Annotated in this window: 14 protein-coding genes; 4 read left to right on the top strand and 10 right to left on the bottom strand. The window is 35.3% G+C overall.

The window, feature by feature from the left end:
- The first annotated feature begins 691 nt into the window (after window positions 1-691).
- From E0I61_RS00910 to E0I61_RS00900, 3 genes are all read left to right on the top strand, one after another.
- A complete protein-coding gene (locus tag E0I61_RS00910) occupies window positions 692-4,078 on the top strand; it encodes a SusC/RagA family TonB-linked outer membrane protein (protein ID WP_165930163.1) in 3,387 nt (1,128 codons plus the stop codon).
- A gap of 18 nt (window positions 4,079-4,096) precedes the next feature.
- Window positions 4,097-5,548 carry a RagB/SusD family nutrient uptake outer membrane protein gene (locus tag E0I61_RS00905; RefSeq protein WP_132068795.1) on the top strand — a complete coding sequence of 484 codons (1,452 nt, stop codon included), beginning with the start codon at window positions 4,097-4,099 and terminating at the stop codon, window positions 5,546-5,548.
- A 544-nt stretch (window positions 5,549-6,092) separates the two neighbouring features.
- On the top strand, window positions 6,093-7,283 hold the full coding sequence (locus E0I61_RS00900) for an AGE family epimerase/isomerase (protein WP_132068793.1): 1,191 nt from the start codon (window positions 6,093-6,095) through the stop codon (window positions 7,281-7,283).
- A 182-nt stretch (window positions 7,284-7,465) separates the two neighbouring features.
- Here E0I61_RS00900 and E0I61_RS00895 read toward each other — a convergent pair whose 3' ends face one another.
- A complete protein-coding gene (locus E0I61_RS00895; RefSeq protein ID WP_131991249.1) occupies window positions 7,466-7,912 on the bottom strand; it encodes a LexA family protein in 447 nt (148 codons plus the stop codon).
- Window positions 7,903-9,177, bottom strand: a complete 1,275-nt coding sequence (locus tag E0I61_RS00890; RefSeq protein ID WP_132068791.1) for a Y-family DNA polymerase — start codon at window positions 9,175-9,177, stop codon at window positions 7,903-7,905. Before E0I61_RS00890 ends, E0I61_RS00895 begins: the two co-directional genes overlap by 10 nt.
- Before the next feature lie 404 nt (window positions 9,178-9,581).
- Here E0I61_RS00890 and E0I61_RS00885 point away from each other — a divergent pair, with 404 nt between their 5' ends.
- A complete protein-coding gene (locus E0I61_RS00885) occupies window positions 9,582-10,250 on the top strand; it encodes a hypothetical protein (RefSeq protein WP_132068789.1) in 669 nt (222 codons plus the stop codon).
- A gap of 83 nt (window positions 10,251-10,333) precedes the next feature.
- Here the strand turns inward: E0I61_RS00885 and E0I61_RS00880 are convergent, their stop codons facing one another.
- The 8 genes from E0I61_RS00880 to E0I61_RS00845 form a co-directional block, all read right to left on the bottom strand.
- Window positions 10,334-11,050: a DsbA family oxidoreductase gene (locus E0I61_RS00880; protein ID WP_132068787.1), complete on the bottom strand. Its 717-nt coding sequence runs from the start codon at window positions 11,048-11,050 to the stop codon at window positions 10,334-10,336.
- Between the two features lie 307 nt (window positions 11,051-11,357).
- Window positions 11,358-12,350 (bottom strand): Gfo/Idh/MocA family protein, encoded by a 993-nt coding sequence (locus E0I61_RS00875; RefSeq protein WP_131991257.1) that lies wholly within the window; start codon window positions 12,348-12,350, stop codon window positions 11,358-11,360.
- Between the two features lie 242 nt (window positions 12,351-12,592).
- A complete protein-coding gene (locus tag E0I61_RS00870; RefSeq protein ID WP_131991259.1) occupies window positions 12,593-13,963 on the bottom strand; it encodes an NADH-quinone oxidoreductase subunit N in 1,371 nt (456 codons plus the stop codon).
- A 13-nt stretch (window positions 13,964-13,976) separates the two neighbouring features.
- Window positions 13,977-15,419, bottom strand: coding sequence for a complex I subunit 4 family protein (locus E0I61_RS00865; protein WP_132068785.1), 1,443 nt, complete (start codon window positions 15,417-15,419; stop codon window positions 13,977-13,979).
- A gap of 9 nt (window positions 15,420-15,428) precedes the next feature.
- The gene (gene nuoL / locus E0I61_RS00860; RefSeq protein ID WP_132068783.1) at window positions 15,429-17,315 is read right to left on the bottom strand and encodes an NADH-quinone oxidoreductase subunit L; all 1,887 of its coding nucleotides are present in this window, start codon (window positions 17,313-17,315) and stop codon (window positions 15,429-15,431) included.
- A gap of 6 nt (window positions 17,316-17,321) precedes the next feature.
- Window positions 17,322-17,642 (bottom strand): NADH-quinone oxidoreductase subunit NuoK, encoded by a 321-nt coding sequence (gene nuoK, locus E0I61_RS00855; RefSeq protein WP_066079401.1) that lies wholly within the window; start codon window positions 17,640-17,642, stop codon window positions 17,322-17,324.
- A gap of 1 nt (window position 17,643) precedes the next feature.
- On the bottom strand, window positions 17,644-18,156 hold the full coding sequence (locus E0I61_RS00850; RefSeq protein WP_131991264.1) for an NADH-quinone oxidoreductase subunit J family protein: 513 nt from the start codon (window positions 18,154-18,156) through the stop codon (window positions 17,644-17,646).
- Window positions 18,156-18,701 (bottom strand): NuoI/complex I 23 kDa subunit family protein, encoded by a 546-nt coding sequence (locus tag E0I61_RS00845; protein ID WP_131991266.1) that lies wholly within the window; start codon window positions 18,699-18,701, stop codon window positions 18,156-18,158. Before E0I61_RS00845 ends, E0I61_RS00850 begins: the two co-directional genes overlap by 1 nt.
- Between the last annotated feature and the right edge of the window lie 46 nt (window positions 18,702-18,747).

Below are 18,747 nucleotides of genomic sequence, written 5' to 3'. Positions count from 1 at the left end.
TCGGAATTACCGCTATTTTCAGCCTTTGATAAAAAATATTCTCGTTAATTAACATTTAAATTAGTATTCTAATTTTTATTATTAAAATATTTTATTAATTGTAGTATATTTATTAAATTATTTTATATATTTACCATCGTGATAATTAAGCCAATAACACAGAGAAATAAATATTCTATTTTATTGTTGTTCCTAATATCTGTTTTTCATCTTCTCACCTTGAAGCTGTATCAAGAAATATAGCCTAGTTTAAGAGAATAAAACACAGAAAGGAATTAGTAGCACAAAAAGAGAATTCCCTTTTTTTAATATTGGAAATCTCAAAATAATTTTGCACAGATAATTCTCTAATGTGACGTAGAGGTTGTAAATGAGAAAGAGGTGCCTTTGAGAACTAAAGTATAATTTTATTTTAAAACTGAGATTTTTTTTAAAAGTGATTGCATAATAGTTAGACTAGAGCGGGGCAACCCTTTTTTACAAAATATTTATTTATTTTTTAATCCATAAAAAAACCAGCAAATGCTACTAACATCGCTGGTTGGGTCCTTATAAAAAAGGACTAGGTTCTGAAAACAAATAAATAAACCAAGAAGGAAGAATTATTAACCAAAACCATTACAAAAGTATGTATTTATTACCAAAAAGCAAGCCTAAAAATTATTGGCTTACCCCTAACTTTGGGAAAGCTATGAAATTAACATCCTTATTTCTAGTCGCTTTTACCGTTCAAGCATCAGCTTCAGGATCTTTAAGAACGACTGTTTTTTTTGAAAAAAACAGTACCGCTACAAAAGAAACAACCAAATTAGAAACAATCCAAAAGAAAATTACTGGAAAGGTAACTAATGAAAAAGGAGAAACTTTACCTGGAGTAAATATTATTGCCAAAGGCACTACTATTTCAACACAAACCGATTTTGACGGAAATTTTGCATTTGAAGTTCCTGACAATGTTACAACATTAGTTGTTTCTTACATTGGACTTCAGGAACAAGAAGTAACTATTGGAAATATGCCTCTTGCTATAGTTCTAAAAGAAGTAGGACAGCAAATGAATGAGGTTATTGTTGTAGGTTATGGTTCGCAAAACAGACGAACCTTAAGCACCTCAGTTTCTAAATTAGACAAAAAAGTTTTAGAAAATGTTCCTTATTCAAATGTAACACAAGCATTACAGGGAAATGTAACGGGTTTAGTGGTACGTACAGCATCTGGGCAACCAGGTAAAGCATCTGACATTTTAGTTCGTGGAGGTACTTCTATTGACAATCCGGCAGGCGCAACTCCTATGTATATTGTTGACGGAGTTATTCGTACTCAGATTGACGATATCAACTCTCTGGATATTGCCTCTTTACAAGTGTTAAAGGATGCTGCAGCAACATCAATCTATGGAGCACGTGCTTCTAATGGTGTAATTATTATTACAACCTCGACTGGTAAAGCCGGTAAAACTAAAATCACTTATAATGTTTCTACGCAAAATAGTCAAGTAGGTAAAAAATATGACTTTTTAGATGGTGGAGACTATATTAGATTGCAACGTTTAGGTTTGTATAATGCTGCCGAAATTGCCGGACTTTCGACTACCACAGGTGTTGCGAGATTAGGACAATTAACGGGAGCTACTCCTGCCGGAACAGGAAATAATTTATTATCAAATACGCCATTTGCTACTTTGTTAAAATCAAATTTATCTGCAACTACTATTCAAGGTTTACAAGCTAAAGGTTGGCAAGAAATGGCAGATCCTCTTAATGCTGCCAATACTATTATGTATAAAAGCACGGATTGGAATGATGTTTTATTTCAAAATGCAATTACACAAAATCACACTTTAGGTATTAGTGGTGGTGGAGATACCGGTGTATTTGATTTAAGTTTAGGGTATTTAAAAGGGGATGGTATCACTATTTTTACCGGGTACCAACGTTTCACCAGTAAATTGAATGCGTCATTGAAAGTAGCCGATAACTTTACGGTAAACGGTAGAGTATTATACTCTAAATCAAGCAATAATCAAGTAGTTGCCAATAGCGTTGTTTTCAACAGGTATTTAGGAAACTCCCCTACAACAAAATTATACTTGGAAGATGGTACTTTGGCTCCAGGCCAAAACAACATCAACGGAAATCCATTATACCAAATGGGTAAAGTGAAAGGGATCAATGAAAATAATAAATTACAGATGGGTGTTGATGGTGATTTGAAAATCACTAAAGATTTTAGCTTCACTCCTTCATTATCGCTTTACAGCGAAAGTGACAATAACAATACTTTCCAACAAGCTTTTTTAAGTGGGAACAATGGTCTAGTTGACAATATGCGTACCGCCACTAGAACAAGCAACCAATTGACTCAATATCAATACGAAGGAGTATTCAATTATATTAAGCCATTGGATAACCTAGGTGCTTTTGATGCAAAATTAGGGGTCTCTAAATTTGAAAGAACCATAAAAACATTTAATGCTTCTGGAAAAGGAAGCCCTTCGGATCTTGCTCAAACTTTGGATTCGTCACCTATACCGGTTTCTGTATTTAGTAACAATACAAAGTTAGTATTGAATAGTGTTTTTGGTCGTGTAAATTACGATTACAAAAGCAGGTATTTTGCAACAGCGTCTTTCCGTTATGATGGTGCTTCAAGTTTAGGTCCGGATCAAAAATATGGTTTTTTTCCAGGATTATCTGTAGGTTGGAATGCACATGAAGAGAATTTTTGGAAAGTGATGCCCGAAGCTGTTTCTTCTTTCAAACTTCGTGGAAGTTATGGAGTAAACGGAAACTTAGGCACATTGGGTGATTTTCAAGCAGGTGGATTATATTCCGGTTCTGCTAACGGATTTGCCAACAGTTACAATGGTCAATCTGCAATTATAAATTCTCAAATTGCAAATCCAGGTTTGAAATGGGAGCAATCACAAACTTTAAACGCCGGTTTTGATTTGGGTATTCACGACAACAGAATTAGAATAATTGGAGACTTTTATAATAAATTAACTTCTGATTTATTGACTAATTTGACTCTTCCTTCTAATAGTGGTTTCTCTACAGTACTAACAAATTTAGGCGGATTAAGAAGTAAAGGTTTTGAATTAGAATTAAACGCTAATGTTTACAACAAAAATGAATTGAAAATTAATGTTGGGGCCAATGTTTCGCACAATACAAACGTAATTGAAAAATTACCTTTCAACGGGAATTTAAACAATAGAATTGGTGGAACTGAAATTTGGGACACAGCTAGCGGTTCTTATAAATTTGTGGGTGGTTTACAAGAGGGTCAAAAAATTGGTGACTTTTATGCCCACAAACAATTGCGTATTCTTTCTACACAAGCAGAAGCCGATGCTTACAACTTAACTACAAAGGATAATTATGTAACTAAAACTGCAGCAGGCGGCGGTAACCCAACAGGTAAGAAATTTGCTGGAGACGCAGTCTTTTTAGATGCTGATGCCAATGGTACAATTGACAGCCGTGACAGAACTTACATGGGTAATATGTTCCCTAAATTTGTAGGAGGGTTTAATTTTGATGCCAATTACAAAGGATTTTCATTAACCGTAAGAACTGATTACTCTTTAGGAGCTACTATTTACAATGAGGCCAGAGCGCGTTTTGTAGGTCAATTTCAAGGAAATTACGGATTATTGGCCGAAAGCTTACAATCTTGGCAAAAAGAAGGGGACATTACAGATGTACCTCGTTACCGTTGGGCGGATCAAACCAACCAAAACAACTTATTCCGTTCTGAAGCAAGTGGTGCCGCTTATAATACTAATATGTTCCAAGGAAATAGCCGCTACTACGAAAGTGGGGATTATCTATGTATCAGAGAAATTACATTCAGCTATACGCTCCCAAAATCAATGGTTGAGAAAGCAAGATTATCTAATGTACGTGTTTATGTAACAGGAAGCAATTTACACTATTTTACTAAATACAGTGGTTTAAGCCCGGAAGTACAAGGTGTTGACGGTGGTTCAAGTCTTGCATTAAATGATGCCGGAGCAAAAGGGACTTATCCTGTTCCAAAAAACTTCATCCTTGGTTTAAATATTGGTTTGTAATTTTTAATAATAAATATCATGAAAAAGAAAATTCTTTTATATTCTATACTTTTTACAGGACTTTCACTATTCAGTTCGTGTGAAGACGATTTAAACTTACAATCTGAAAGCGTAATTACTTCTGCCAGTTTTTGGAAAACAGAAGATGATGCGAAAGCTGGTGTAAACGGCATGTACTTCAACTTTAGAACCCAAACCCAACAAAATTATTACCTTTTGGGAGGAGCAAGAAGTGCTGAAATAACTAGTGGTGTACAATCACCTCTGAGTTTGGCAAATTATTACAATAATAACCTAACGGCACAAAATATAGATGTGGACTGGGCTGGTTTATACAAGGTAATTCACCAAGCGAATTTAGTTTTGAAATATGTTCCGACGATTCAATTTAGTCCAACAACCGTGAATGAGCAAAAGAGATACATCGCGCAAGCGTATTCTATGCGCGCTTTGGCTTATTTCATAATGGCTCGTTCTTGGGGTGGTGTACCAATAGTAACTACGCCAACTGAGAATACAAATCAATCCGAATATATTGTTCCGCGTAATACAATTGAAGAAACTTTTGCATTTATTAAGTCTGATATTGAATTGGCGATTGCCAATTATCCGGATGCAACAAACAATAAAACCCAATTATCCGTATCATCAACTTATGCTTTAAAAGCAGATGTAAATTTATGGACTGCAAAACAATTAGGTGGCGGAAGTACTGATTTAAATACGGCTTTGACTGCAATTAATGCTATTCCTTCAGCACCCACATTATTACCTAATTTCAAAGATGTATTTGGTTTTACCAATAAAGGAAATGCTGAAGTGCTTTTTGCAGTGCGCTATTCATTAGCAGATGTGCCTTCCTCTTTATCTGATAATTGGAATTCTTTTATGTTTGTTGGACCAAGTGACTTTGCTCCATTAACAGCTGCAACTGCAACTGCAACTTTTGGAACTTTGGGAGTTGGTGCTGGTAATGCAGGTATTTCCAGAGTTCAACCGGATATTACGCGTTTTAACTTTGCGGCCAACGATACCAGAAAAACAGCTACTTATTTAACTTTATATAATGGATCTACTCCGGTAGTAACAGGTTTGGTAAAATATAATGGAACTGTTGACGGCGCTACCCGAAGATTTGTCAGCGATATCATTATTTACCGTTGGGCTGACATCTTGTTGATGAAAGCAGAAATTAAAAATGCTTTAGGTCAGGATCCAACTGCCGAAATGAACCTAGTAATGCAAAGAGCCGATGCTTCTGCCTCATTTACAAATGGTTCTCAGGCAGCTAATAATGATGTTATTTTAAATGAACGTCTAAAAGAATTAGCTTTTGAAGGTAAAGCGTGGTGGGATTTAGTTCGTTTCAATAAAACAAATCTTGTTCTATCAATGGTAGGTAAAAAGATATTGTTTCCAATATCTCAAAACACCATTAACTTCAATCCAAAAATCACTCAAAATCCATAATAAAATCTGGATTTTAGAACTACACTCTAAAGATTAAACCGGAAACAGTTAACTGTTTCCGGTTTAATTAAAGAGATCTTATGGAAATCCAACAGTAACAAGGGACTTGTTTCAACTCATTTAGCACCCATAATAATCTCTCATAACTATTGAGAGTTATTTTAGCGGTGTTTCATAATAAATGGGTACGAAAAAATATCAAAGGTAGACTCCACGTCAGGATTTGCTTTAAAGACCGTTATTGTTTTAATCACTTTACTTGTTCAAATCAGTTTCCTGTACCCAAAGGGAAATGACTTTGTCTATGCCTACTATTCACAAACATAGCGCTACTATGTTCTCATAAATTTGTTTGGTTTGGTTGGTTTTTTATCCGTTGAGGCGAAATTTCCAGATTTCGCCTTATCTGATATAGTAACAAGCATTGTCCAGCCTGTTAACAGCTATAAATTTTAAAACAAATAGTCAATAACATTAACCAAACGACCTAAAAGTTAACAACCAGTGTGAATGAAAAAATATTGGTTTCTAAAAATATATTAAAATGAGCTATTCAAAAAGAGATCTCCAAAACCTAAAAGAGTTTTATCAGAATCAATTATTAAATGACACCGTTCCATTTTGGTTTCCACGTTCTATTGATACCGAGTTTGGAGGTTATTTATTAATGCGGGATCAGGACGGAAGTTTGATTGACGATGACAAAGCCGTTTGGATACAAGGCCGTGCCGCTTGGTTATTGGCAACACTTTACAATACCGTTGAACCAAAACAAGAATGGCTGGAAGGTTCTAAATCTGGTATCGATTTTTTAAATAATCATTGTTTTGATACCGATGGGCAGATGTTTTTTCATGTAACCCGTGATGGACAACCGATACGTAAACGTCGCTATTATTTTTCGGAAACCTTTGCGGTGATTGCCTTGTCTGCTTACGCAAAAGCAAGCGGAGATGAGGCTGCTGCTGAAAAAGCCCGTTTTTTATTCGGAAAATGTATTGAATACTCCAGTACTCCGGGTTTATTAGAACCTAAATTTACTTCAACCCGTCCTTCTAAAGGAATTGGAGTGCCGATGATTATGATGAACACGGCGCAACAATTAAGAGAAAACATAGGAGATCCGCGTTGTGACGAATGGATCAGCAAATGGATTACCGAAATTGAGCGCGATTTTGTAAAAGACGATATTAAATGCGTCATGGAACAAGTAGCACCAGATGGTTCTATAATCGATCATATTGATGGACGCACCTTGAATCCCGGACATGCCATTGAAGGAGCTTGGTTCATTTTGCATGAAGCAAAACACAGAAATAACGACCCCCATTTAATTGCGTTGGGCTGTAAAATACTTGATTATATGTGGGAACGCGGATGGGATAAGGAAGATGGCGGTATTTTATATTTCCGTGATGTGTATGATAAACCGGTACAGGAATACTGGCAGGACATGAAATTTTGGTGGCCTCATAATGAGGTAATCATCGCGACACTCTTAGCCTATACCATGACTGGTGATGAAAAATATGCAAAATGGCATAAAATGGTCCATGATTATGCGTACGATAAATTTCATGATGCAGCCAATGGAGAATGGTTTGGCTATTTACATAAGGATGGGACTATTGCCCAAACCGCCAAAGGAAATATGTTCAAAGGCCCTTTTCATTTACCAAGACAGGAATGGTACTGTTTGCAAATACTTAATGAGTATTTGAATAGCAATTTATAGTTATTACTAGAAACGGCTTATAATAATTTGATTTTTTTTATTGAAATTGAATCCTAAATTTTTTAAACTATAAAAATCAATTTTAACCAATTATTAGAAATTAGTACTTTCTTTTTGTACATTTTTTATTTGCATATTCATATCCCGGCTCTCTTTACAGTAGTTTTTAACTAAAAACGACGCTATACCTTCTTAATCACATAGGTCACAATTCCCCAAATGATTAATTGGTTTTCTTCGGTGACTTTTATCGGAGAATAATTGGAATTTTCTGGCATCAGATACAAACAGTCTTTTTCCAGTTGCATGCGTTTTACGGTAAATTCACCATCGATAAAGCAAATTGCAATTTTGTTGTTCTGCGGTTCCAAGCTTCGGTCCACGACAAGAACATCTTTGTCATTTATACCGGCATCAATCATGGAATTCCCTTTGACTTTGATGTAAAAAGTTGCTAACGGATTTTCACTAAGTTCTTTGTTCAAATCAATATTCGTTTCCATAAAATCCGCGGCAGGCGAGGGGAATCCCGCCGAAACACCTTCGTTTATGAAAGGAATTTTTAAGTCACTTTCAAAATCAGGCAGAAAGAACGTTAGTTTTTGATCTTTATCTTTATTTATTGGCATTTTATTTCGAGAATATCTTTAAAATTAGTGGTGTATTTTGGTGATAAATGATTCTGATTCATATTCCAGGTCAAACTTAAATTTTGGGTAGCCAACTTTACTTTTTTATCTCCAATTTTGTTATTGAGACCATCCATGACTTTCATCAGTACCAAATGTTTGGGGTTTTCCTCGTCAAACAACTGCAGCTGTTTCTTGTCCTGATCAATCAATTCGGTTACGATAACACCCGCTTTCTTGAATTTCAAATGCTCATTTCCTTGGTGCAGTTTTTTCAACATATCGATGGCTGCATTGGAAATTGTCAACGTAGAATTTGACGCATACGGCAATGTAATCGCCATGTTAAAATAATATTTGGAAGTTTGCACCGTATGTTTATCAACCACCAGCATCACAATAATGGTATGACAGCAGGAATTTTGTTTTCGCAATTTTTCTGCGCAAACCGATGCAAAAGTAGCCACACGTTCGCGCAGCAAATCAAAATCGGAAATCTGTTTTGGAAAACTTCGGGTCGTAGCGATACTTTTCTTTTGGTCAACAATGGGTTCTAAATCCAAAACTGATTTTCCTTCCAGTTCATATTTCAAACGCATACCTATCACACCCATTTCTTTTTTGATCCAAGCTTCGTGTTGTGGTGCAATAAAATCTAAAGCAGTCACAATATTTCTCGTTTTCATCTTTTTATTCATGCGATAACCAATGCCCCAAACATCTTCAATCTTAGTCCATTTCAAGGCTTTGATGCGTTTTTCCTCGGTATCAATAACATAAACACCTTGCGTTCTGTCTTGGAATTTCTTGGCAATTTTATTGGCTACTTTTGATAATGCTTTCGTTGGTGCAAAACCAATGCAAACAGGAATTCCTACCCATTTTTGTACGCGGGTTTTCATTTGGATTCCATAATTCTGATAATCGGAAATAGTCAAACCATCAAAATTCAGAAAGGCTTCATCGATGCTGTAAATTTCTACATTTGGTGTAAATTGACCTAAAATTGACATCACTCGATTACTCAAATCACCATAAAGCGGATAATTCGAAGAAAATATTTCTACATTTTTCTCTTTTACCAATTCCTTAATCTTGAATATTGGCGCACCCATAGGAACTCCTACATCCTTTGCCTCATTGCTTCTGGAAATCACACAGCCGTCGTTATTTGACAATATTGCAACCGGTTTTCCAACGAATTTCGGTTGAAAAACACGCTCGCAGGAAGCATAGAAATTGTTACAATCGACTAAAGCATACATGTTGCAAAATTACTCAATATCAATTGATGCGAGTTTGTAACTAAAGTTAATTTTAAAGCAATGTTGATAAGTAATTTTAAGTAAAAAGGTTTCTAAAAATTAGATTATTTCTCTTTTCTTCGGATTATTTCTTCGTCAAAACCACAAAAAAACTCATCGAGTCAACAAGAATTGTATTAAAAAAATCTTAATGTTCGCTTCTAAATAAAATTATTTTTTATTTTTTTTTGAAATACCAACGTGTTGATTTTAAATAAATTACTCGTATAAAATTTATTCAAAATCTAAAAACACAAAACCGTGGTTCAAATCTTTGGCATGCTACTTGAATATACCTAATCAAATAAGTAAAAAAGCGTAAGCCGAAAAGCTCAAGAGTAGGCAAAATTCAAAATATATGTATCATGAAAAAAATTACCCTTTTAGTAGCTAGTATCTTCGTATTTGGAGGTAGTGTAGTGAATGCAGCAGAAAAAATCAATTTTTCTGTTGAAAGAAGATCTCCAGTAGATTTTAGAAATGCCGACCCAATTGTGTTTACAGAAAGAGGAATTGAGTTCTTCATATTCCCTGACGGACAATTTGATTTTAATACACGCCCTTCAACCGGTTCAACTGGTGATATGTATTATAAAGTTGGCAAAAAAAATGGAAAAAATAAAACGTATGGTGCGCCAGCAAATGTTCGAAATGGAAATTACGGTGTAAAAGTAGAGCACGACAACATGGGTAGAGTAAGACAAGTTGGAAATGTGTTTATCAACTATGATTCAAATGATAGAATCAAACGCGTAGGTTCAGTTTACATGACATATAACCGTTATGCTTTGGAACGAGTAGGGGGGCTGGAAATTATCTACAACCGTCGTGGTCAAATTGTTGATGTCGTTGGAACTGTAAAAGGAGGAAGAGTTTATGAATACAACCAAAACAACAATGGGTACAACGATTATGGCAACAACCAAAACTCGAATGATGATGACTATTACTATTACAGAACAAATGGTACAAAAGCCAAAATCGAGGACACTAGAGAATCCGGTAGTGTAGCCATTAGAATAGACAGAAGATAGTTTTAGTTAGTTATAAGTGGTTTGTTTAAGAATTCCCGTTGGTATTTGTGCCAACGGGAATTTTGTTTGAAGTTATTTTTGTTTTAGTCACATCCGTCAATTCCGCAGCTGTCTCCATCGGTAGTATTTAATAAAGTAGGCTTTGTTTCAAATTTACCTTCTTCCCATACTTTTTCGAGTGTTTTTACAAACGTTTCAACATGTTGCGCCCCAGAAACTGCATATTTACTATCGAAAACAAAAAAAGGAACACCTTGAACACCGATAGATTGCGCTGCTGCAATGTCCTGCTGTACTTCATTTGCGTAGGCATCAGAATACAATACTTCGTCAATAGTTTCGGCATTCAGTCCTACTTCCAGTCCCAACGCTTTCAATGTGTCCAAATCATTAACATTCTTGCCATCGGTTAAATAGGCTTTGAATAATAATTCTTCTAAGGCATTCGCCAAATTATACTTTTTAGCCAAATGTAACAAGCGATGCGCATTCAATGAATTAGCCATAACTGCTTTTTCAAAATGAAAATCCAATCCTGAATTTTTTGCATTTTGAGTCATGTTATCGAGCATGTCTTGTGCCCAATCCCTATCTTTTCTGTATTTTTCGGCTAAATGATCCGCCATATTGTCTTCAGGCGAAGCAATAAAGCTTGGGTCTAACTGAAAACTTTTCCATTCAATTTCGACTGCGTTTTTGTGTTCAAAAAGCTCCAAAGCGCCTTCTATTCTTCTTTTTCCTATATAACAATACGGACACATGATATCCGACCAGATTTGCACTTTTAATTTATTTTCCATTTTCATTTATTTAATAAACGATTAAGTCATTTGTATATACAAATGTAATAAAAGAAGTTTGAAACTAATTCCATATTATGCTTTTATTAGGAATTGGCAGATTGGTATTTGTTTAAAAAGAGTGCTATTGAATCGAATAAATTCTCAGTTCAATTTTTATTTATTACAAATACACTTCGTTACGTAGCTGGTTCTATGATGCAAAAATAATCAATTCAGTTTGAGCTGTTTTACCTTTAGGTTTTTATTGGTAATTCTTCCCTTTTGGAAATTTATCGTAAAAATTCAAACCGTTTTTTATTACACCCTAAATATTACCGATAATCTTGTCCATAACCCAACTGGTATGAGCGCCTGTCAAACCATTGGAAGGATGCTTGCTGTTCCCCAAAAGATGTTCCCGAATTTGCTGTACATGATACAGTTGTATATTTTCCGGATGCGCAATAAAAAGTTCTGTTTTTCCTTGTTTGTTCGAAAGCACTATTGGTTCATCATCAAATATAGAGAATGCTATTTTACCTTTACTTCCAAAAATTTCTACCGTATCTTCCCGTTCATAACATCCAAAATTCCAGCTGCCTGTACCCGTAATTCCCGACTCATGTAGCCAAGAGGCAGTAGCCGCATCTTTGGCGGAATACAATCCCTGCTGGTTAAGACTAATACCGGAAACCGCTGTTATATCTCCTAAAAGATAGATGAACAAATCCAACCCATGACTGGCTAAATCATCAAAATAACCACCAGTAGCTATTTTAGCGTCAGTTCTCCAGTTATAGTTTCCTGACAAATCTTGAGGTGTTGCAGGTTTACTCAAATGCCACCTTATATGTCGGACTTCACCAATTTCATTGGCATCAATCCATGTTTTTATCTGTTTGAAACGAGGGAGTGAACGCCTGTAATAAGCAACAAACAAAGGAATATTTTTAGCTGTAAAGGCTTGATGAATCGCCAGACTGTCTTGATAATTTGACGCTAACGGTTTTTCGATACAACAGGGTTTTCCCGCTAACGCTACTTTAAGTCCGTAGTATTTATGGGTATCCGGAGGAGTCGCAATATAAACCGCATCAATTTCGGGATCGTTGATTAGCGCATCTGCATCCGTATAATATTTAGTAATTCCATGTCTTCTGGCATAATCGGCAGCTTTGTCACCATCTCTTCTCATTACCGCTGTGAGCTGAAACCCTTCTGTTTTCTGATAGGCAGGACCACTTTTTATCTCTGTAACATTTCCACATCCCACAATACCCCAACGAATAATTTCTGGTTCTATATTTTTATTAATCATTTTTACTTGATTTTAGATCTGTACCCTGCTCTACGAAGTGTTCGTCGGTTACGCTGCACAAATGTCTCCGACTTTGAGCTGTGTTTTAATATCGATTATTCAACTCTTCCCGATTCTATATATACTTACGTCAAAGTAAATATAAGATAATATTGTTGACAAGATATTTTACAATTTGCTTCAAATAAAAAAACCATCAAAATTGCTCTTGATGGTTTTTTGTATATTTTTAAAACTTTGGCTTATGCCAATAAATCCAAAACTAAAGAAGGGAACAAACCTAATACGATATTCAAAACAATCGAAATAACGGCAACTGCATAAATGATAACCGGAGTTCCTTTTCGTTCTTCATTTGGTTCTTTGGTATACATCGCCAAAATCAATTTGAAGTAGTATCCAACGCTTATAATAGAATTCACCACTGCTACGATTACTAAAGCCAAATAACCCGCTTGAATCGTTTGATTGAACAAAACCAACTTAGCAAAGAATCCGGCAAAAATTGGAATACCGGCCATAGAAAGTAGTGCTGCCGTAAGAATGGCTGCCAACAATGGGTTGGTCTTTCCTAAACCATGAAAATTCACAATATCTTCGTTATCCCTATTTTTACAAACATATAAAATCACACTAAAAGCCGCAATTCCAGATAAAGAATACGCTGAGGCATAATACAACAAACTTCCTGCAGAAGTAGATAGACTCAATAAAGTCATCAACATAAAACCGGCATGAGAAACTCCTGAAAAAGCCAACATACGTTTTACATTCGTTTGTCTCAAGGCCATAATATTACCAACCGTCATCGAAGCCATAGAAATTACTACAACAATGATTTTGAATGACTCAGAAATATCCGCATTCATTACAGATAGTAACTTATACAAAGTCGCCATAGCAACTACTTTCGCCAAAGTGCTCATCAATGCCGTTGTCAACGCTGGAGAACCTTCGTAAACATCCGGAGCCCAGAAATGAAACGGAACCGCAGCCACTTTAAACAACATTCCTATTGTTACCAATACAATTCCTATTGGAAACCAAATTGGCAATTCAGCTGATTGTGATAATTCACTGATTTCAGTAACATCAAAACTCCCCATGGCTCCGTAAATTAAACAGATACCAAACAGAATGATTCCCGAAGCAAAAGATCCCATTAAGAAATACTTCATTCCCGCTTCGTTGCTTTTTAAATTCATACGATCACTTGCCGCAAGAATATAAAGTGCAATTGACAATACTTCGATTCCTAAAAAGAACATCGCTAAGTTTCCGAAAGAAACCATCGCCACTGCTCCTGCCAATAAAAATATTTTTATGGCAATATAATCAGAGATTTTAGATTGATGATTTTCGTAAAAATTATGCCCTAAAGCCACCAAGAAAATGGTAAGCACAATAAACAAAGACGAAAAAGTACTTGAAAATTTACTCACAACAATCATGTTGTTGTAGTAGCTTTCCGTTGAATTAAATTCAGATATGGTTAAACCCAGCACTCCCAATAATCCAATGATTGTTATTGGAACAATGGCTTTCCTTAAATTAAAAATTTCAAATAAAAGGCATAAAACACCTAATCCTATTATAGCTATTAATGTATTCATTTTTTTATTTGACTTAGTTAATTCGGTTTATTTGAGTTAAAATTTCTTCCAGACTTGGGGTAATCAAATCGGTAATTGGCTTTGGATACATTCCAAAAAAGAATAAAACACCAATTATTAGTACCAAAGTTATTCCTTCATTGACAGTTACATCAGCAAAAACTTTTGAATTGGTTTCACCCAACATGGCATGTTGAAACATTTTCAACATATAATACGCTCCTAAAATTATGGTTGTTCCTCCTAGAATGGCAAACCAAATATTAATTTGTGAAAGACTGTATAAAACAGTGAATTCTCCAATAAAGTTAAAAGTAGTAGGCAAAGCAACAGATGCTAAAACCAAAATTAAAAACATCGAGGTGAATTTTGGTGATTGCGTACGAATACCACCCATTTCAGCAATGGCTCTGGTTTCGTATCTTCTGAAGATAATTTCAGCCACATAAAACAATCCAACAACCACAAATCCGTGTGCAATCATTTGTAAAACCGCGCCACGCAATCCGTCTAATGTCAAAGTATACGTTCCTGCTGCAATTAAACCAACGTGAGCCAAAGAAGAATACGCTAATAATTTCTTTAAATCTTTTTGTTTCAATGCAACGATAGATCCGTAAATTACACCCGCAATTCCAAGACCAATGAAAATGTACATGTATTCTTTGGCTGCCAATGGCGCCAATGGCAATTGCCAACGGATAACACTGTACAATCCCATTTTTAGCATGATACCAGATAAAAGCATCGTACCAACGGTTGGTGCTTTTTGGTACACATTTGCTTGCCAAGTATGGAACGGAATTAATGGAATCTTAATTGCATACGCCAAGAAGAAAGCCAGGAATATCCATAATTGTTCGGTTGCTGTTAAGTTCAGTTTATATAAATCTTCTAATAAAAGACTACCTGCTTTTTGATACATATAAACAAAAGCCACGAGCATAAATAAGGAACCTGCAAGCGTGTAGATAAAAAATTTAACTACTGCTTTTTTACGTTCTTCTGTGTCCCCGTTACCCCACATTAATGCAATGAAGTAAATTGGAATCAATGACAATTCCCAAAAAATGTAATACAACAAACCGTCTGATGCCAAAAATGTTCCTGCCATTGCAAACGACATAAACAAGATTAACGCATAAAATGATTTTGAATTTTTATAGTCATTTCCAAAAGAAGAAAAAATAATTATTGGAGTCAAAACTGTGGTCAATAAAAGCATCGCCATCGATAATCCATCTGCTTTTAGAGCAAAAGAAATATTAGGTTGCGTGATCCACTGGTTGATGAAACTGATGTTTTTACCTAAATTATAGTGATTTAATAATACAATTGAAGCGGCGGCAGCAGCTAACCCAAAGAACAAAGCCACTTTTGAAGCCAGTTTATCGCCTGCAAGAAAAGTTGCAAACGCACCAACCAAAAGTATAATTAATATTAGAGATACATTCATGATATATGATTATTGTTGAGCTAAAAATAAATAAGAAACAATGGCACAAAGCCCTAATACGAAAACAAAAAGATAAAGACCAATGCTTCCATTTTGTATTTTCTTTCCTTGGTAACTTATTTCGTTGGTAACTTTTCCGAATCCAAAAACTAAAGCTGACAAACCTGTTTCTAGAGTATCTCTGAAAAAACGAGACAAAACATTAATTGGTTTAACAAAAATAGCATCATAGCATTCATCAACATAATATTTATTGTAAAGCACTTTAGAAAATCCTGTAATGGCAGTATCTTCTGTTGGAACTGTATTTTGTTTGATGTATTTGGCGTAAGCAATACCAATTCCTACCAATCCACCCACAACAGCAATAGCCATCAAGATATATTCAGTAGTTCCTAAATGGTGTTCTGCAGTTGCTAATTTTGGTAAAATAGGAGTCAAATATTCATTCAACCAACTGTTTCCAGGCAAACTAATCAAACCACCGATAGTAGCCAAAATTGCTAAAACAATCAAAGGAATGGTTATCAAAGAAGGACTTTCATGCAAATGGTGTTTTTGTTCTGCTGTTCCTCTGAATTCTTGGAAAAACGTTAAAAACATTAAACGGAACATATAAAAAGCAGTCATTATAGAAGCAACCGAAGCCACAGCCCATAACGGAATGTTATGATGAAAAGCCACTAATAAAATTTCGTCTTTCGAGAAAAAACCTGAAAACAATGGAACTCCAGAAATTGCTAAAGAAGCAATTAACATTGTTACAAACGTAATTGGCATCGCTTTTTTCAAACCACCCATGTTACGCATGTCTTGCTCTCCGTGCAAAGCGTGAATAACAGAACCTGAACCTAAGAACAAACAAGCTTTGAAGAAAGCGTGTGTGATTACATGGAAAACAGCCACTTCATAAGCACCCAATCCCAAAGCCAGGAACATTAATCCCAATTGAGAAACGGTAGAATAAGCCAGTACTTTCTTGATATCATTTTGAACCAGTCCAATTGTTGCGGCTACCAAAGCAGTAACGGCTCCAACTATCGCGATTATAGACTGAACGCTTGGAACCAAATCAAACAAGAAATTTAATCTTGTTATCATAAAAATACCAGCGGTTACCATCGTAGCTGCGTGAATCAAGGCCGAAACAGGAGTTGGACCTGCCATTGCATCCGGTAACCAAGTATACAATGGAATTTGAGCTGATTTACCACAAGCTCCAATAAACAAAGCTAAGGCAGCAACCGCAACCCAAAAGTCATTATAATCTGGCGCAGTAGCGATGGCTGTTTTTAAAGTTGCAAAATCTACAGTTGAAAATAAAGATCCAAGAATGAAAATACCAATCAATAATCCTAAATCACCAATTCTGTTCATAATGAATGCTTTCTTAGCAGCGTCATTAAATTCTTGGTTTTTATGCCAAAATCCAATTAACAGATACGAACAAAGACCTACGCCTTCCCAACCGATGAACATCACTAATAAGTTACTTCCAATTACTAAAAGAATCATGAAGAATATAAACAGATTCAAATACGCAAAGAACTTGTGCATATTTTCATCATCGTGCATGTAACTGATCGAATATAAATGAATCAAAGACCCAATTCCGGTTACGAAAAGCAACCATAAAATGGACAATTGGTCCAATTGAAATCCAAAATCAACTTTGAAATTGCTGATTTGAATCCAGTCAAAAAGAACAATTCGAATTCCTTCCGGTTGCGCAGCTATTCCACTGAAGAAATAAACAGTCGCAATAAAAGAAACCACAACTGACAAGGTTCCTAATATTCCTGAAAGCAATTTTCCCAGACTTTTCCCAAAGAAAACATTCATTAAAAATCCTAAAAAAGGAGCAAGAACTAAAACTAAAGCTATATTGGTATTCATTTCCATTTATCCTTTTAAGTTTTTTAAATTATCGATAGTAATTGAACCTAAATTTCTAAAAATAGAAACTAGAATTGCCAATCCTACCGCAACTTCTGCCGCAGCAACAGCCATCGAGAAGAACACAAAAACTTGTCCTTGCGCATCTTGATGATAGGTTGAAAATGCCACAAACAATAAGTTTACTGCATTCAGCATAATTTCAATTGACATAAATACGATAATTGCATTTCGTCTGTACAGCACTCCGAAAACACCAATACAAAAAAGTATTACGCTTAGGAATATATAATTTTCAATACCAATGTGGTTTAAAATATTATTCATCTTATTTTTGCAATTTTTCTTTTTTAGACAATAACACAGTACCAATCATAGCAACCAAAAGTAATATAGAAGCAAATTCAAACGGAACCATATATTCATTCAGGAGTATTTTACCCAATACTTTTATAGACTGATAATCTTCACCGGTAGTTACGTATTCTCCAACAATAGGTTTTGAGTTGATGAAAATCAGAATCAGGACAATACATATCAAACAAAAAGAAACAATAGCCCCTAAACGTGTAATCCTTGGTTTATGTACCTCATGCTCTTCATTTAAATTCATCAACATGATGGTGAATAAAAACAAAATCATAATCGCTCCAGAATACACAATAATGTGGACTATCGCTAAAAATTGAGCATTCAATAATAGATAATGACCCGCAATCGAAAAGAAACAAATCACTAAATAAATAGCACTGTGAATCGGATTTTTGCTAAAAATTGTCAAAAATGCGGTTGCTAATGTGATAGCAGCCAATACACAAAAAATTATAAGTATCGTAGACATTAATTAGCGTTTTTAAGTTGAGCATTTTTCATTGCGATATCTAAAGGCATGACTAATTTATCTTTTCCAAAAATAAAATCTTCTCTTTCATAGCTGGAAGGAACCAATACTTTGGATGTAGTCAGGTAAATGGCGTCTTTTGGGCAAGCTTCTTCACACAATCCGCAGAAAATGCAACGCAACATATTGATCTCATATATCGATGCATATTTTTCTTCTCTGTACAAATGTTTTTCATCCCCTCTGCGTTCTTCTGCTTTCATCGTGATCGCTTCTGCAGGACAAGACAAAGCGCATAAACCACAAGCCGTACAATTCTCACGACCCTCCTCATCACGCTTCAACATGTGCTGACCGCGATAAACTGAACTTCTTTCACGTACTTGTTCCGGATATTGAATCGTTACTTTTCTTTTAAACAAATGCTGAATCGTAATTATCAAACCTTTGACAATCGCAACAAGATACATTCTTTCCCAAAAAGTCATCTCCTTGTTAGAGACCAGCTTTTTTCTTCCCGATAAGGATATACTTTCTATTGACATTTTTTTTATTTATTTGAAGCTTAATCCTGCTATTCGTTTCAATCTT

The sequence above is a fragment of the Flavobacterium ranwuense genome (assembly GCF_004349315.1).
Classification (GTDB): Bacteria; Bacteroidota; Bacteroidia; order Flavobacteriales; family Flavobacteriaceae; genus Flavobacterium; species Flavobacterium ranwuense.
This window is presented reverse-complemented; position numbering and strand designations above follow the sequence as displayed.

Coding starts and splice junctions, on each gene's coding strand:
- E0I61_RS00910 (WP_165930163.1), top strand. CDS start 692: ATGAAATTAACATCCTTATTTCTAGTCGCTTTTACCGTTCAAGCATCA.
- E0I61_RS00905 (WP_132068795.1), top strand. CDS start 4,097: ATGAAAAAGAAAATTCTTTTATATTCTATACTTTTTACAGGACTTTCA.
- E0I61_RS00900 (WP_132068793.1), top strand. CDS start 6,093: ATGAGCTATTCAAAAAGAGATCTCCAAAACCTAAAAGAGTTTTATCAG.
- E0I61_RS00895 (WP_131991249.1), bottom strand. CDS start 7,912: ATGCCAATAAATAAAGATAAAGATCAAAAACTAACGTTCTTTCTGCCT.
- E0I61_RS00890 (WP_132068791.1), bottom strand. CDS start 9,177: ATGTATGCTTTAGTCGATTGTAACAATTTCTATGCTTCCTGCGAGCGT.
- E0I61_RS00885 (WP_132068789.1), top strand. CDS start 9,582: ATGAAAAAAATTACCCTTTTAGTAGCTAGTATCTTCGTATTTGGAGGT.
- E0I61_RS00880 (WP_132068787.1), bottom strand. CDS start 11,050: ATGGAAAATAAATTAAAAGTGCAAATCTGGTCGGATATCATGTGTCCG.
- E0I61_RS00875 (WP_131991257.1), bottom strand. CDS start 12,350: ATGATTAATAAAAATATAGAACCAGAAATTATTCGTTGGGGTATTGTG.
- E0I61_RS00870 (WP_131991259.1), bottom strand. CDS start 13,963: ATGAATACATTAATAGCTATAATAGGATTAGGTGTTTTATGCCTTTTA.
- E0I61_RS00865 (WP_132068785.1), bottom strand. CDS start 15,419: ATGAATGTATCTCTAATATTAATTATACTTTTGGTTGGTGCGTTTGCA.
- nuoL (WP_132068783.1), bottom strand. CDS start 17,315: ATGAATACCAATATAGCTTTAGTTTTAGTTCTTGCTCCTTTTTTAGGA.
- nuoK (WP_066079401.1), bottom strand. CDS start 17,642: ATGAATAATATTTTAAACCACATTGGTATTGAAAATTATATATTCCTA.
- E0I61_RS00850 (WP_131991264.1), bottom strand. CDS start 18,156: ATGTCTACGATACTTATAATTTTTTGTGTATTGGCTGCTATCACATTA.
- E0I61_RS00845 (WP_131991266.1), bottom strand. CDS start 18,701: ATGTCAATAGAAAGTATATCCTTATCGGGAAGAAAAAAGCTGGTCTCT.